At 41.0% G+C, this 15,336-nt stretch carries 18 protein-coding genes; 11 read left to right on the top strand and 7 right to left on the bottom strand.

The features are described from left to right. The first annotated feature begins 398 nt into the window (after window positions 1-398). The gene (locus H6G14_RS03625; protein ID WP_010994992.1) at window positions 399-599 is read left to right on the top strand and encodes a hypothetical protein; all 201 of its coding nucleotides are present in this window, start codon (window positions 399-401) and stop codon (window positions 597-599) included. A 307-nt stretch (window positions 600-906) separates the two neighbouring features. On the opposite strand, the gene H6G14_RS03620 is transcribed toward H6G14_RS03625, so the two are convergent. Next, window positions 907-1,368, bottom strand: coding sequence for a hypothetical protein (locus H6G14_RS03620; RefSeq protein ID WP_190565779.1), 462 nt, complete (start codon window positions 1,366-1,368; stop codon window positions 907-909). A gap of 366 nt (window positions 1,369-1,734) precedes the next feature. On the opposite strand from H6G14_RS03620, the gene H6G14_RS03615 reads away from it, so the two are divergent. Together H6G14_RS03615 and hglK are read left to right on the top strand one after the other, a co-directional pair. Then, window positions 1,735-2,061 (top strand): hypothetical protein, encoded by a 327-nt coding sequence (locus H6G14_RS03615; protein ID WP_190565778.1) that lies wholly within the window; start codon window positions 1,735-1,737, stop codon window positions 2,059-2,061. Window positions 2,062-2,121: 60 nt separating this feature from the next. Continuing rightward, window positions 2,122-4,305 carry a heterocyst-specific glycolipids-directing protein HglK gene (hglK, locus tag H6G14_RS03610; RefSeq protein WP_190565777.1) on the top strand — a complete coding sequence of 728 codons (2,184 nt, stop codon included), beginning with the start codon at window positions 2,122-2,124 and terminating at the stop codon, window positions 4,303-4,305. A 137-nt stretch (window positions 4,306-4,442) separates the two neighbouring features. Here hglK and H6G14_RS03605 read toward each other — a convergent pair whose 3' ends face one another. Further along, on the bottom strand, window positions 4,443-5,141 hold the full coding sequence (locus H6G14_RS03605) for a DUF6745 domain-containing protein (protein WP_190565776.1): 699 nt from the start codon (window positions 5,139-5,141) through the stop codon (window positions 4,443-4,445). Continuing rightward, window positions 5,141-5,482, bottom strand: a complete 342-nt coding sequence (locus H6G14_RS03600; RefSeq protein WP_190565775.1) for a hypothetical protein — start codon at window positions 5,480-5,482, stop codon at window positions 5,141-5,143. Before H6G14_RS03600 ends, H6G14_RS03605 begins: the two co-directional genes overlap by 1 nt. A 274-nt stretch (window positions 5,483-5,756) precedes the next feature. Here H6G14_RS03600 and H6G14_RS03595 point away from each other — a divergent pair, with 274 nt between their 5' ends. The 5 genes from H6G14_RS03595 (at window position 5,757) to H6G14_RS03575 (ending at window position 10,395) form a co-directional block, all read left to right on the top strand. Further along, window positions 5,757-7,007 carry an ABC transporter substrate-binding protein gene (locus H6G14_RS03595; protein ID WP_190565774.1) on the top strand — a complete coding sequence of 417 codons (1,251 nt, stop codon included), beginning with the start codon at window positions 5,757-5,759 and terminating at the stop codon, window positions 7,005-7,007. A gap of 98 nt (window positions 7,008-7,105) precedes the next feature. Continuing rightward, window positions 7,106-8,056: a branched-chain amino acid ABC transporter permease gene (locus H6G14_RS03590; protein ID WP_190565773.1), complete on the top strand. Its 951-nt coding sequence runs from the start codon at window positions 7,106-7,108 to the stop codon at window positions 8,054-8,056. Window positions 8,057-8,067: 11 nt separating this feature from the next. Then, window positions 8,068-8,670 carry a Uma2 family endonuclease gene (locus tag H6G14_RS03585; protein WP_190565772.1) on the top strand — a complete coding sequence of 201 codons (603 nt, stop codon included), beginning with the start codon at window positions 8,068-8,070 and terminating at the stop codon, window positions 8,668-8,670. Window positions 8,671-8,692: 22 nt separating this feature from the next. Further along, a complete protein-coding gene (locus tag H6G14_RS03580; RefSeq protein ID WP_190565771.1) occupies window positions 8,693-9,619 on the top strand; it encodes a branched-chain amino acid ABC transporter permease in 927 nt (308 codons plus the stop codon). Next, window positions 9,616-10,395 carry an ABC transporter ATP-binding protein gene (locus H6G14_RS03575; protein ID WP_190565770.1) on the top strand — a complete coding sequence of 260 codons (780 nt, stop codon included), beginning with the start codon at window positions 9,616-9,618 and terminating at the stop codon, window positions 10,393-10,395. Before H6G14_RS03580 ends, H6G14_RS03575 begins: the two co-directional genes overlap by 4 nt. On the opposite strand, the gene H6G14_RS03570 is transcribed toward H6G14_RS03575, so the two are convergent. Continuing rightward, a complete protein-coding gene (locus H6G14_RS03570) occupies window positions 10,377-10,700 on the bottom strand; it encodes a DUF4351 domain-containing protein (protein WP_242053338.1) in 324 nt (107 codons plus the stop codon). The genes H6G14_RS03575 and H6G14_RS03570 overlap by 19 nt on opposite strands. Window positions 10,701-10,895: 195 nt before the next feature. Here H6G14_RS03570 and H6G14_RS03565 point away from each other — a divergent pair, with 195 nt between their 5' ends. The 3 genes from H6G14_RS03565 (at window position 10,896) to H6G14_RS03555 (ending at window position 13,266) form a co-directional block, all read left to right on the top strand. Continuing rightward, window positions 10,896-11,642, top strand: a complete 747-nt coding sequence (locus tag H6G14_RS03565) for an ABC transporter ATP-binding protein (RefSeq protein WP_190565917.1) — start codon at window positions 10,896-10,898, stop codon at window positions 11,640-11,642. Between the two features lie 78 nt (window positions 11,643-11,720). After that, the gene (gene dapB, locus H6G14_RS03560; RefSeq protein ID WP_190565769.1) at window positions 11,721-12,557 is read left to right on the top strand and encodes a 4-hydroxy-tetrahydrodipicolinate reductase; all 837 of its coding nucleotides are present in this window, start codon (window positions 11,721-11,723) and stop codon (window positions 12,555-12,557) included. 25 nt (window positions 12,558-12,582) lie between these two features. Beyond that, window positions 12,583-13,266 carry a phosphate ABC transporter permease gene (locus H6G14_RS03555; protein WP_190565768.1) on the top strand — a complete coding sequence of 228 codons (684 nt, stop codon included), beginning with the start codon at window positions 12,583-12,585 and terminating at the stop codon, window positions 13,264-13,266. A 122-nt stretch (window positions 13,267-13,388) separates the two neighbouring features. Here the strand turns inward: H6G14_RS03555 and H6G14_RS03550 are convergent, their stop codons facing one another. The 3 genes from H6G14_RS03550 to H6G14_RS03540 all read right to left on the bottom strand — a co-directional run bounded on the left by H6G14_RS03550 (window position 13,389) and on the right by H6G14_RS03540 (window position 15,148). Further along, entirely contained in the window at window positions 13,389-14,009 is a 621-nt protein-coding gene (locus H6G14_RS03550) for a precorrin-8X methylmutase (protein ID WP_190565767.1), read from the bottom strand. Between the two features lie 51 nt (window positions 14,010-14,060). Continuing rightward, the gene (locus H6G14_RS03545) at window positions 14,061-14,204 is read right to left on the bottom strand and encodes a hypothetical protein (RefSeq protein ID WP_190565766.1); all 144 of its coding nucleotides are present in this window, start codon (window positions 14,202-14,204) and stop codon (window positions 14,061-14,063) included. A 134-nt stretch (window positions 14,205-14,338) separates the two neighbouring features. Continuing rightward, on the bottom strand, window positions 14,339-15,148 hold the full coding sequence (locus tag H6G14_RS03540) for a TPM domain-containing protein (protein ID WP_190565765.1): 810 nt from the start codon (window positions 15,146-15,148) through the stop codon (window positions 14,339-14,341). Between the last annotated feature and the right edge of the window lie 188 nt (window positions 15,149-15,336).

The following is a 15,336-nucleotide window of genomic DNA, read 5'->3' as shown; positions in this document are numbered from 1 at the left end:
GAATGCAATTTTCACAGCGATTATGATGGGATTTTTATGAGAATGTTAGGCTAACTATTTACACAGCGTAGCAAATAGTATAGCTTAGGCAATATCTACGGTAAGTAATTAGGTATTGTCAATGTGAGACGTAAAGACGAGAAAAAAGTTGCACAGATGTTAAGACTTACCCATGAAAACTAAAAGTCAAGGGTTTGGCACTTATCCCCTTATACCTAGTCTCAATAGACAACCAGTGTGCGTAAGTTCTGATTATATCCAAAGGCAGAGAGTAAGGAACTAGAATATATTTCTAGAGTTTCAATTAGAACAATCTACAAGTATGAGGCTTTTACCAAACTGTTCATCCACAATCAATATAGTATGTTAAATCTATTTTTAATAGTTGTAATACTGTTATGTTCTCCACAGGAGATTATGTACTTAATCAACAAACTGGGCATTGGGGAAAAGTTGTTGGTTATGGAAACTACCTGATTAACAATATAGATACGGTGACACTGAAAGTGCTGGTGGCCGAAACTGCTAATTCGCAAAAACGAGTGTTTGTAGTGGAAGACAAAGTTTCAGCTTGGATTAGGTGGTCAGTAGCGTCATAACTTCACCTTATAAGGAAATGAAAATGGTGCAAGATTGTATTTTTTGTCTACATGAAGCCGCCTTACAATTGCTATGCAAAAAGCATTTATTTCCCACAAATGCAAATGATTGTTTTGTTAATCCTCCTTGTGGATGTGCTAACCCTGGTAAAGAAATTCAGTGCGAAGACTGTCCGCACTTAGAAGCTTGTCTGTCTAGTTTTAAAAGCAAGCACTAATCTTTGTCCAAACCCTTGATGTTTCGTTTTCATGGGTAAGTTATATTGTTCAGAGTTTTCTGCTCCTCTGCTTCTTCCCAACCCCCAATTTACCGAGATTGGATACTTTTGCTGCTATTTGGCAGCTTTTCTTGGGAAATTGAGAGGTTGTAATTATGCTGTCCTGGTAATAAATTGCCTACTTTTAGTGAGTATCTTCCTGACTGCCAATAACCTGATAGTTCAGCTTTACTGCCTGAGTAAGTATCTGCCATAACACAGAAACGCCCACCAGGCCCATCAATCAATAATGTGGGCTTACCTTGACCTTCAACGGTCAATCGTAAATAAGGTAGTGCTTCTGTAACTTGGATAATTTGATTGGCTGTAGCAGCGACATTGCCGCAATTGCTTTTGACTGTTCCACCAGACTGACCACTCAAAACCAATGGTTCTGAAGGCAATTTCCGATTGATCTGAATTGATGGTACTTGAGCTAAATTAGCTTGACTTGATGCTAAAATCATCGCTAAAGCTGCGGGAACAACTTTAAATAGGCTAAACTTCTTCATAATAAATTAATGCTCCCGACTATTTTTAGAGCGATATATGTAGTAAATAGTCTGAGTTAAAAGACGTTGCTATTACGTCTATGTTCCAAAATAGATTGTATAAAATTTTATCTACTAATTTAATGAATATATGGCTAAATGTTAAAGATTAGATAAAGTGTCTAATTAATAGGATAGCTGTATTGAAAAGAGGGAATGGGAAGGTGGGGGCCCTTCTGGGGATAAGGGGTAATGGGGATTGGGAAGAATTAGGAATTGGGGCAGTATTGCCTTAACCGAAGCGTATTGCCCCTGCTGCTAGCTTCTTACATTTCTCTCATCCCAAATTCCGTTGTTAAATATCTTAACTGAGGTAAAAAAAGATTCATGAGTCCTCAACCAGAAGATGATTTAGAGCGTCGTCTCCGCCAGCTAGAAGCGGATATGAATGCCCAGTCTCCAGCACCAGAAAAAAACTCGCCATTGAATTGGCTAAATCAGAACGCTAGTTTTCAGAAATTACAACTCTGGTTTAATGGCTTATCCGGGACAAAAAAGCTAATAGTTGTGGGTGTGTCGGTAGTATTAGGCATAGCGATCGCCCAAATGGTGTTAAAAGTCGTTGTATCGGCAATATCTTTGGCGCTGTTAGCCGGGTTAGTGTATCTTGGATACAAATTTTTGGTCTCTGGCAATTCTCAAAATAAGCAATAGTCTTATGTTAACGATGCCGGAATGCGGCAAAAGAATAAACTTAAAGGGAATTATCTAAAAATGACGACTCCAATTGTTAAAAAAAGTAATAATCCACCAAGCAAAAATTTAGCAAAACCAAATTCACTACCCCTAGCCACAAGGCGCTTGGCCGCTTGGGCAACGGAAATTACCTTATTAGCCACCACTGGCTTGGTTCCTTTTGGTCTAGGGGTATATATCAATTCCAGAAGTGATATTAATCGAGAACCCCTCAACCCAGCATTAGTAGTTACAGAAAGAGCGATCGCCAGACCTTTGGCATTACCGGCAGACTATGGTATACGAAATGTAGCTTGGCCGACTAACTACTTATGGATGTTAGCTTTGTTAGCACCCACAGCTCTTTCCTGGTGGCAATTATACTTACTAGCAAAAACAGGTAGTACTCTGCCCAAGCGTTGGTTTGGGGTGAAGGTAGTTAATGAAGAAGGCACTTCCCCAGGTTTAGCCGCCGTTGTCGTCCGTGAAGGTATTGGTCGCTGGACTGTACCTATGTCTGTTGCTTACATTCTCTGGCGCTACAGTTTTGCTTTTCCTAATTTGGGATTGTTTACATCATTGGCAGTGTTAATGGTTATGGGTGAGGCTTTGGCTTTACCCGCACGCCGGGGACGAAAGGCCTTACATGATTGGTTGGCGGGTACTTATGTAGTCGATGCCAATCGCCCTGTATCATCCCCAGATTTAGCCTCAAGTGGACGAGGTTTATCTGGTGTCAGTCCTCAACCTGAGGAAGGAAATGCTGCCTTAGCTACAACTGCAATGGCTATGAGCTATCCCCAAGCAGAAGTCATCACCACAGACAACAGTAGCTTGATTTCCTTGTGGCGACGGATGCAGCAAAACCCCAGCCTCACCTTATTTGGTGTTGCCCTTACCAGTATGACGGCTGTACTGGCTACTTTAATTGGGACTCAAGTTTATATCCAAACTCAGCAAGGAAATCGGGAATCGCAGAAAATTAACAGTCAGCAGTTCTTGGAACTTGTAAAACAATTAAGTCCTGAGTCTGGAGCCAGCATTGAAGACCGTCAGAGGACAATTTTGGCTTTGGGTAGTCTCAAAGATTTCCAATCTATCCAGTTTTTGACGGACATGATGGTGAAGGAAACTAACCCCATTCTCATAGATACCATCCAACAGGCACTCACCAGCGTAGGAACCGCCGCCATCCCCGAATTACAAAACAAAAATCAGTTTTTGGCGACAGAATTAGACTCTGTTGGTAGCACATCCCCAGAACGGGAAGTTCGACAAAAACGCTTACAAGTTAACCAGCAGACAATTAATAAAATTCTCAATGTTTATAGTGGTAAAACCTTAGGGCTTGATCTCAGCCGGACTCAACTAGGCCAAAGTGGGACTGTGGGTGGTTCCTTTTTTAACTTGGTTTTAGACAATATTGATTTATCAGGTATTAAGTTTAAATCTGCCAATCTTAACCAAGCTAGTTTTAAGGGTAGCCGTTTTCGCAGTGTCGGTGACGATGGACGCTGGGACACCTATGATGATGCGATCGCTGATTTAAGTCAAGCCCAGATGAAACAAGCCAATTTCACTGATGCTAACCTCAGCCGCGTCCTCATGACTCGTAGCGATTTAAGCCGCGCCACCCTCAACAGAGCCAATTTATCCAATGCACGCTTAATTGGTGCTAACCTCAGCAGCGCCCAATTAGTAGGAGCTGATTTGCGGGGTACAGTTTTAGAAAATGCCAGCTTGACAGGGGCTGATTTAGGCGATGCTAAATTGCAAGAAGCCAACCTCTACGGTGCGCGTCTTAGTCGAGTCATCGCCATAGGCGCTCAATTATCCTTTGCCAACTTAACTAAAACCGATTGGCAAAGTTCCGACCTCTCCGGCGCTGATTTAGAACGGGCAAATCTCAGCAATGCTGACCTCAGCGCTACTCGCATGACAGGCGCAATTTTACGCTCTGCTCAACTAGAAAATGCTAACTTACGAAATGCTGATTTAAGTCTGGTCGATTTGCGGGGAGCTAATGTCGCCGGTGCCGATTTTAAAGACACAATTCTCACACCTAGCAGACAAGACCCAGCAGATCAATTCGTACAAACCCCAGAATTAGGTTCTGTATCTGCGGTAGTTAAAGGGGTAGATTTTTCTCAAGCTAAAAATCTAGATGGCAAGCAACTAGCTTACATTTGCACTCAAGGCGGCGTTCATCCACGTTGTCCGTAGGGATTTAGGGGTGTAATATCAAGTTTGGCTAATTAGTTTATTGGTTAATACAAGCTGTTTTTGATACCAATTTGCAGAAAGAAAGCGACAAATAAACCAACTGTAGAGACGCGATAAATCGCGTCTTTTTCACCCAATCAAGCCTCTATCAGGGGATGATAGTCGTCTGGGTTGTCAAAACCAGCCACCCAGGCTGCTGCTTGATGGCAACTCTGCATCTGGGGAGGGACGCGCAGGATGTGAATGTGTCCTGTGGAGGGACAAGTGACCTTTAAGACCATGAGAGCTTCATCATCTTCAAAGGGAATGTAGACTAGTTGACGTTCCCCGCCAGCATCTTTGTCGCGATCGCGTACTAATCCCCCCACTTGCTGCAAAAATGTTTCGTATCCCAGACGCTCAATTAGCACTCGCCGTAATTCAACGTTCTCTATTTTGAGGATATCTTGCCCGGTGATGGACTGAGATTCAAAGGCTATGTAATCGCTTACCTCTACACCTCGCCAGCGCAACACGAAACCATGTCCCAAGCCTAAACTTTTAATTCCACTTCCAGCCAACTCAATCCAACGGGTGACATGAAGACCTGGGGGAAGATTGACTAAGTTCACACAGCCACTAATATCTAGACTTTCACAGGTGAGATTTTCTGGTAAATTGCCAAGTTCTGTCGCACCGCTTAAATCCAGATGCCCTAAAACGCGTATCCCCTCCCATGCACGGTGTTCAAGGATGAGTTTTCGCCCCAGTTGAGGCGATACAGGCTGATGATTTTCCTGGGGATGTTGTGGCGATCGCTTCTTCGGGATACGCCCCCCTGACATCATGTTCAGCATTAATCTTCTACCTCCACGTAAGCATCAGGACGGTATTCCCGTTGTCTCCAAACGCGGTACAGCCCTTGGGGTAATTCAATTGCTCGATGTTCTTCATGAATCAAGGTAGCACTGGCTTGTTTAACTTCTAGAAACATCTCGCTACCATATACCCACACCTGCACACCATGAGATTCCCGTATGCGATGGCTATGTCCTGTCACTTCACCATGAGCCAGAGTTGTACCTACTCGTTTTTGGGCAGCATTGGGAATGCTATTAATCCGCCTAAGCAAAACGTCACCATGTCGATAAAGAGCGTTAGCTTGGTTTATTAAGGATTTTTTGCCGTCATTCAGCATACAGTAGTTCGATAGAAAACTTGTATTTCAGCTTTTGAATACCAGTATATTATAGTACAAAATTACTAAAAAAATCCCAGATTGCTAGGTTACATCAGTATGAAAGAAATATCGATTTTATCTATACATTTATATTTTTAGGGACTAGAGAAAAGAGCATAGCGAAAAGATATTCTGATCCTGTATTGTTAATAACAGTTCAGAAAGTACTTTCTCCCAAAGGAGAAAGATGATTTAATAAAACTCTCGTAAATTGTTTTATATCAACACAAAAATGAAAATAACTTTTGCATATACCACAGCATTATTCTCTGCTTGTACTTTTTTTCTGGCAGCTTGTGGTGGTGCTAACACAGATACAAATTCGACTAACAATTCTCCAAATAACACAACCAATACTACAACAAACGTTACCACAACAGGCGATAACAATACTATTCCCATTGGCATCGCCCTAGCACAAACTAGTAATGTAGCTCTACTTGGTCAAGAACAAGTCGCTGGAGCTAAAATTGCTGAAAAGTATTTCAATGATAAAGGTGGAGTTAACGGTACTCCAATTAAACTAATTTTTCAAGATACAGCTGGTGATGAAGCTGGAACAATTAATGCTTTTCAAACTCTCATTAATAAAGATAAAGTCGTAGGTATTGTGGGGCCTACATTATCCCAACAAGCCTTTAGTGCTAATCCTATTGCTGAAAGAGCAAAAGTCCCAGTTATTGGGCCATCAAATACAGCAAAAGGCATACCAGAAATCGGTGATTATGTGGCGCGAGTTTCTGCACCTGTTTCTGTAGTTGCACCCAATTCAGTCAAAGCTGCACTTAAGCAAAATCCCAACATTAAAAAAGTCGCGGTTTTCTTCGCTCAAAATGATGCTTTTAGCAAATCAGAAACCGAAATTTTTCAACAAACTGTTAAGGAGCAAGGGCTGGAATTAGTAACAGTACAAAAATTCCAAACTACCGACACTGACTTTCAATCCCAGGCGACTAATGCGATTAATTTAAAACCTGATTTGGTGATTATTTCTGGACTAGCTGCCGATGGTGGAAACTTAGTCAGGCAGTTGCGTGAATTGGGTTATCAAGGTGCAATTATTGGTGGTAATGGTTTAAATACCTCAAATGTTTTCGCAGTTTGTAAAGCACTTTGTGATGGTGTGTTAATTGCTCAAGCTTATAGTCCAGAATATACGGGTGAAATTAATCAGGCATTTCGCCAAGCCTACGTTAATCAATATAAGAAAGAACCGCCCCAATTTAGCGCTCAAGCTTTTGCCGCAGTACAAGTATATGTAGAATCTCTCAAAGCATTAGATACCAGAAACAAAGTTAATAAAATACAGTTACCAGAGTTACGTACAGAATTGAACAAACAGCTACTAACAGGTAAATACAATACACCATTAGGAGAAATTAGTTTTACACCAATTGGTGAAGTTGTACAACAAGATTTTTATGTAGCTCAAATTAAAATGGAAAAGGATGGTAGTCAAGGTAAATTTACATTTTTGAAATAGAAAATTGAGAGTAGAGGAAGGGAAAAAGTAGGGGAAGTAAATAATCACTATGGACTGTTGACTAATGACAACTGACAACTGACTAATGACAAACTTAAATGGATATTAGTGTATTTTTACAACAATTATTGAATGGGTTATCTATCGGCAGTGTTTATGCAATTTTTGCCTTAGGTTATACATTGGTGTATTCCATTTTGGGAATTATTAACTTAGCACATGGAGCAATTTTTACTCTGGGAGCATATTTTACTTATGCTCTTATGGGTGGTAGGTTTGGGTTTAATGGTTTGCTGGCTAACGCTACTCTGCCGATACAATTACCATTTGCTATGGCATTGATTATTGGCAGTAGTTTAGCCGGTTTAGTGGGAGTAGCAATGGAAAGAATTGCTTTTCAACCTTTGCGAAAAAAAGGATCTGACACCTTACTAACCGTGGTTTCCAGCTTAGGGGTAGCAGTGGTAATTGTGAACCTAATTCAATATTTAGTAGGTGCAGAAAGTTATACATTTCCGGCAAATACTTTTGGGAATTTACCCCCAGCCTTTAACTTTGGAACTTTGGAAAAGCCCATTCCTATTCGCAGCGTACAGGTGGTAATTTTTACTGTATCAGTCGTAATTGTGGCGATTCTTACCTATTTTATTAATCGAACTAAATATGGTAAAGCGATGCAGGCGATCGCTGAAGATGCCACTACTGCTAGTTTATTAGGTATCAATAGCGATCGCTTTATTGTCTTAACTTTTTTTATCAGCAGTTTTCTCGCTGGCTTGGCGGGAACTCTAGTCGCCTCTAGTGTAAGCATTGCAGGCCCTTATTTTGGGATTGGCTTTGGGTTACGGGGTTTAGCGGTGATTGTTTTGGGTGGCTTAGGTAGCATTCCTGGCGCAGTGCTGGGAGGTTTACTGATTGGCGTGGTTGAGGCGCTGGTTCCCTCTGATTACTCTGGTTATAAAGACGCTGTAGCTTTCGGCATTTTGTTTATCATGCTATTAGTTAGACCCCAAGGATTATTAGGTCGTCGGTTTATTCAGAAAGTCTGAGGTAACAAGCCATGACAGCAATCGCAGGACAAAAATTAACCTTTGATCAATTTCTCGATAAATGTCCAGAGGAAGGTTTTTATGAACTTGTAGATGGAGAAATTATAGAAGTGCGTTCAACTATAAATCATGATGATGTCGCTGACTTTATAGCTGACTCTTTTAAAGAGCAAATTAAAAGTCTTAATTTGAATTATGTCGTCAAGAATACAGCCGTTTTTAGAACTACAACGGCTGATGGCATAGAACAAGGGCGCAAACCGGATGTTAGTGTAATTGATAGGGATTTATGGCGGTCAAATCGTTCAGCCTATTCTGCACTTGAGCAACCCATTCAATTGGCTGTAGAAGTGACATCAACTAATTGGGAAGATGACTATATTGATAAGTTGGATGAATATCAAAGATTAGGTATTCAAGAATATTGGATTGTGGATTATTTGGCAATTGGAGATAGAAAATATTTAGGAACACCAAAAGAGCCGACTGTATTTGTCTTTCTATTAAATAGTAGTGGCAACTATGAGCGCACATCTTTTAAAGGTTCTGAGCGTATTATATCAAAAACCTTTCCTGAACTAACATTAACCGCAGAGCAAATATTAACAGCTTAAAGTTTTATAAAAGCAATTTAAAATGGCTGAATTTTTATCCACCTATGGTTCTCTTATTGTCTCTATGGTGTTGGGGGCGCTACTGGGATTATCACTTTACTTACCTCTTATGGCTGGGCAATTATCTTTAGCAAGCCCTGGATTTTATGCTTTAGGTGGTTATATTGCCGCGATTTTATCAACCAAAGTTTTTCAAACTAACAGTAATTCATTTCCTATACCGCTACTTTTATTGGAGATGTTAATTGCTGCTGTCGTCTCTGGTTTATTGGGGATAGCTGTCGGCATTCCAGCTTTACGCTTGCGGGGAATTTATTTGGCGATCGCTACTATCGCTTTTGTGGAAGTTTTACGCGTTCTCTCCTTAAACTTAGATATTACAGGGGGTGCTGTCGGCATTTTTGGTATCCCTCAACCCTTCCAAACACCAATCGAATATTTATGGATTGCTTTGCCACTACTATTAATTAGTATGGTGCTATTTTACCGTTTAGAACGGGTGCGAGTAGGTAGAGCTTTTACTGCCATTCGTGAAGATGAATTAGCAGCCGGGGCGATGGGGATTAATCCCACTTATTACAAAGTTTTAGCATTTACTTTAGGGGCTATGCTTGCTGGTATTGTGGGTGTAATTAGCGCGCATTTTCTTAATACTTGGAATGCCAGACAAGGGACATTTGATGCTAGTATTATCTACCTCACTTTTGTTTTAATTGGCGGTTCCAGAACCTTTTTAGGTTCAGTTGTTGGCGGTATGGTATTTACAGCTTTACCAGAGGTTTTACGCGGACTAGCTGATACAGGTGGCTTCCCTACTTGGTTAGCTCAATTTCTCCGGGACGGTAGGTTAATTATTTTTGGGTTGTTAATAGTTATAGGTACTATTTTCTTCCCCCAAGGTTTGGTAACTCCAGATATTTTTAAATTCGGTAAGCCTAAAAATAGATGAGCCTAGATAAAAGTAGAGTTATATTAGAAGCAAAGTCACTCACACGCCGCTTTGGTGGTTTAGTAGCGGTAAATAATGTATCTTTTACAGTTAATCACTATGAAATTTTTGGTTTGATAGGGCCTAATGGTGCAGGTAAAACTACACTGTTTAATTTAATTACAGCTTTAATTCCACTTTCCAGTGGTGAATTAATTTATCAAAATAAAGCAATTGCTCAACTACGTCCTCATGAAATTGCTAGTTTGGGGATTGCGCGGACATTCCAAAATATTCGCTTGTTTGGGGAATTATCGGCACTCGAAAATGTGATAATTGCCCGTCATTTACATACTAAAAGTACTATATTTACAGGTGTTTTAGGATTACCACCAGCACCTAAAGAAGAAGCTCGCAGTAGAGAGAAAGCTTTAGAATTATTAGAGATGGTGGGATTGAGCGATCGCGCCCAAGAGAAATCCCGAAACTTTGCCTACGGTGATCAACGGCGCTTAGAAATTGCCCGTGCTTTAGCCTTAGAACCGCAAATATTACTACTCGATGAACCTGCGGCGGGGATGAATCCCAGTGAGAAACAGCAATTGAGTGATTTTATTCGTGAGATCCGCGATCGCTTCAATTTAACTATCATTTTAATTGAGCATCACGTACCTCTAGTCATGGGTTTGTGTGACAGGATTGCTGTATTAGATTTTGGACAATTAATTGCTTTAGGTGAACCATCTGTAGTCAGGAATGATCCGGCTGTAATTGAGGCTTATTTGGGCAATGAATAAGTCTGCTGAAATTCTGCTAATGAACTAACAGCGATCGCACTATCCATCAGGTTTTCTAATCGCTCTACAGTCTCCCCTTCTAGCCTTGCTGTTAACTCTTGAGGAATTTCACCAAAACGCCGTTCTAACAGCCGTATTAACTGACGTTGCATACCCTGCTGTAGTCCCTGCTGTAGTCCACGTTTTTCACCTTCAGCAAGGATTTCTTGATACCAAGGCGATTCTCGCAATATTGCCATATCCCACCTCATGATTTGCTGTACTAAAGGAGTCTCTAACACAAAGCTAGCAAAAAATGCCAGCAATGATTCTCTAGCGTTTACTAACCTGCTGAGATACTTAGTACACCGCTAATAAAATTGGCCAATCTCCGCGTACCTCTGTGTTAAAAAATCTTATTTATGTACTTCACGTAACTGGAAATATCTATGACTAATTCACTAATATTAATGTATGTTAGATATTATGTTAAGCTCAATATTTTTAGATTTAAACCGCCGATGAACGCAGATGAAAGCCGATATAAAAATAGACAAGATTTTAAAATTTTAGAAATTCAGGAACTTGATGTTAACTATGGCGGTATTCAAGCTCTGAAAAAGATTAATTTAACTATTCAAAAAGGTGAGGTTGTTACATTAATTGGTGCAAATGGTGCAGGTAAAAGTACAACATTAAGGGCGATATCGAAGATAGTTACTCCTAAAAATGGGCAAATTATTTATAGTGGACGCAATATTACTCGCCGTCTACCCCATGAAGTTGTGAAGTTCGGTATTGCCCATTGTCCAGAAGGGCGGAGGGTATTAGCCAAGCAAACGATTTTAGATAATTTACTCTTGGGTGCGTATATTCGCTCCAATCAAACAGAGATTAAAGCCGATATTAAACAACAATTTGAGTTATTTCCCAGGTTGGCACAACGACAAAATCAACTAGCGGGAACTCTCAGTGGAGGAGAACAGCAAATGTTGGCGATCGCTCGTGCTTTAATGAGTAGACCACAACTTTTGCTTTTAGATGAGCCTAGCTTGGGTTTAGCGCCTGCGATAGTTAAGGAAATATTCTCGATTATTGAAAATCTGCGTGCTACTGGTGTGACTATTTTACTTGTAGAGCAGAACGCTAATTTAGCCCTACAAATCGCTGATAGAGGATATGTTTTGGAAGCTGGTTCTATTACCTTATCAGGTGCAGCATCCGACTTAATTAATGATGAGCGCGTGAAAAAAGCCTACTTGGGTTGATTATATTGCTGAGATCATTTACGTGGAAAAACTGATAATATCTGTGGGGATTGGTAATCGGTAAAATCAGAAAGAGTTATGACAAATCAAGCTCCTATCCCAGTTATTGTCAATGGTGCTGCTGGCAAAATGGGACGTGAAGTAGTCAAAGCAGTATCCCAAGCACCAGACTTAAACTTATTGGGTGCAATTGACAGCAGTCCAGAACATCAAGGTAAAGATGCAGGAGAATTAGCAGGTTTAAGCGAACCTCTAGAAGTTCCCATCACAAACCAACTAGAACCAATGCTGGGTTATGTCGCAGGAGAAAGACAGGGGCCTCCAGGGGTCATAGTAGACTTTACTCATCCTGACTCAGTTTATGATAATGTACGCAGTGCGATCGCCTATGGCATTCGTCCGGTTGTAGGTACTACAGGATTAAGCCCAGCACAAATTCAAAATTTGGCTGATTTTGCCGAAAAAGCCAGCACTGGCTGTCTGATTATTCCTAACTTCTCCATAGGTATGGTGTTGTTACAACAAGCAGCCGTCACCGCATCACAATATTTTGACCATGTAGAAATTATCGAACTGCACCACAATCAAAAAGCCGATGCACCCAGTGGTACAGCTATTCAGACAGCCGAGTTACTAGCAGAATTAGGTAAAACTTTTAACTCTGCTATTGTGGAAGAGACAGAAAAAATAGCCGGAGCTAGAGGTAGTTTAGCCGGGGAAGGAATTAGAATTCATAGCGTCCGCCTACCCGGACTAATAGCCCATCAAGAAGTAATTTTTGGCGCACCAGGACAAATTTATACATTACGCCATGATACAAGCGATCGCGCCTGCTATATGCCAGGAGTTTTACTTGCGATTCGCAAAGTCTTACAGCTAAAGTCGTTAGTATATGGTTTAGAAAAGATCCTTTAAACTTCAAACTCCCCATTCCCCACTCATGTTAGTTCCACTGACTCGCCAGAAATTTGAACAACTAATTCCTTTAATTGCCACTGGCCCGCAGTATAAGTACTACTGGGGAAAGTTTTCCAACTTTTTGCAACGCCTGCTAGCTTCTGTAGTATCCGTAGTTGTGATTCTCCTGATTAGGTCAGTTTTTCGCTTGGAGTTTGGCCTTATCGTCTTCTTCTTAGGAGTATTCGCCGCCTTTTTTTGGATGTGGTATCCCGTACTTCAGGCTAGCCTAAGGAATGCAAAATGCCGCCGTTACAAATACAGTGGCTTTTTCCGTGGGCGCATTTTGGATTGGTGGATTACAGATAAGTTGATGGGTAAACAAGAAACTGTCAACAGCAAAGGCGAATTGGTAATTGTCGAAAACCGAGAAAAACGGATCAATATTGAGGTAGGCGACGACACAGGATTTAGTGTCGAGTTAGAAGCACCCCTACGTCCTTTCCATAAAGCCATCGCCCGTGGTCAAATTGCTGAGATGATTGTCTTATCCAATCGTCCTGACCTAAGCAGAATCGAAGAATTTAGTGATGTGTATATCCCCAGCCGCGACCTCTGGGTAAACGATTATCCCTATCTACGCAGGGATTTCTTTAACGAAGTTAGCAGCCGTTTACGCCCAGACAGACAAGATAAACCACGCCGCAGACGCAGAACTGAGGAGTAGAGAGAGAGAAGAAGCAGGGGAGCAGGGGAGCAGGGGAGCAGGGGAGATTTTGAATTTTGTAGCTTTAGCTTCCCGTAGGGTATTTTGAATTTTGAATTTTGAATTTTGAATTTTGAATTGATTCACTCCCTCTTCTGCCCATAAGCTTGCCAAGCCAAGTCTATCAAACCATCGGCGATCGCAGCTGCCACAACAGCATTACCTTTACGGCTGTCGATTGTGATATTAGGAACTAAAGAGTCTTGCAAGCGCCTTTTAGCATCTTCTATATCTCCTAACCCTACGGGAGTAGCAATGATTAAAGCTGGGTTAATCTCTTCTGCTTCAATTAAATCCACTAATGTAGTTAAAGCTGTTGGCGCTTGACCTACGATAAAAATACCTTCTGGATAGCGTTTGGCTAAGGTTTCAATTCCCCATGCAGCGCGAGTTTTTTCTATTTGGGGACGAGTCAAAGCTTCTGTACTGCAAAAAACTGGGTTAGCAAAGGTCTTTTGAATATCGTAAGCAATACCTGTTTGCACCATTGGTACATCTACCACAATAGTAGTTCGTGCTGCCAATGCGGCGGCTCCAGCTTGTAAAGCACGCTCAGAAAATCTGATTAAAGATTTATACTCAAAATCAGCCGTAGCGTAAATTACACGGCGAACAATTTCATATTCTGCTGGCGAGAACACATGATCGCCAATTTCACTATCGATAATTGCTAAACTTTGAGCATCACTTACGTGCCATTCCATTGCTATTCAATTCTCAGAGACTAGCCTTCAGCTTATCAGTTTGGGCGATCGCTAAGTAATACCAATTTGAAAAAAGAAGGGGACAAATAAACCATTTGTAGAGACGCGATTCATCGCGTCTTCTTCACTAGTATTTGATTTCTGAAATATAAGTAGGGTGGGCATTGCCCACCATATCATGGTTTTGGTGGGCATTGCCCACCCTACAGATACTTAGATATTTTCAAAAATCAAACATGATTCCTATAGTAATATATCCTTCCCAATCCCCAGTCCAAGACAAAAGAAAAAATCTTTTACCTTTTTACTTTTTTGTCCCCCATCCCTATCTACGAATTAGCATTAGACGAAGGACGACTAAAAACAGGGGATAAGTAAGCCACTAAACCCCCAATGAAGAAACCAGAGAAATTACGAACTAGAGGTAGCCAGTCACTTGTGCGTGTTACCACAGGCCCAATACCAAAGGCTATAAACAAAATTCCCCACAATGGTGAGAAAATTAAAGCCCATTGCCAAGCAAAAATTTGTCCTTCCTTGCGGGGTTGTCCAGCAAAGCCACAAATAATTCCACCAATAACGGATGTAATTAAGGTTAAAATCCACTGTTCCCTTGGTAGCCCAGGTACAACGTTACAACCACCTTTCAGTAAACAGCCTTTAACTGAATCTAACGCTTGTAAAATTGCTTGGTCTTCTCCTTGTTCTCGGACAAAATACAAATTCCCAAAGCGGGTTTGTAGTTCTATCCAAAAAGTCCGGGGTAACAGTTCATAAACTGCATCACCAACGCTAAAACTGAGGATGTTCCCGCCACGGGAGTCAGCAACTAGGAGAATGCTTTTATCATCCAAACCCCAATAATTAATTACAGCCCTACCGGGAGTGCGGTCATACTGAGTTAGTACACGTAGTTTCCAACCAGTATCAGCCTCAAATTGCTCTATGTCTTCGACTAGCTTTTCTTCTTGCGGATCTGGGAGTGTTTTAGCTAGGTCTACAACTGGTGTGAAAAACTTAGGTAACAACTCAGGATTGTCGTAAGCCAGCGCAGAGGGGGAATTCATTACCCAAAGTGACCCAGCCAAGAAAAATACTGTAATAGATACTAAAATTCGTCGCCAAAAACGAGACTGCATGGACGTTCTTATACAAATATCAACAGTAAAAGTGAACAAGTTACTTCAAAAGAGTATGAGAAAAGTGATAGTTTGTTACACTTGTTTACTTTACTCTAATCTTAGGGATGAAAGCAAAGATTATTCTTAGGGGATGTAGCGAATGACTATTGACTAGAGATTAAAACTTACGCACCCAGATTTTCTGT

Source organism: Nostoc parmelioides FACHB-3921, from assembly GCF_014696625.1.
Classification (GTDB): domain Bacteria; phylum Cyanobacteriota; class Cyanobacteriia; order Cyanobacteriales; family Nostocaceae; genus Trichormus; species Trichormus parmelioides.
The sequence above is the reverse complement of the archived record's forward strand: the minus strand, read 5'-3'. Positions and strand labels throughout refer to the sequence as shown.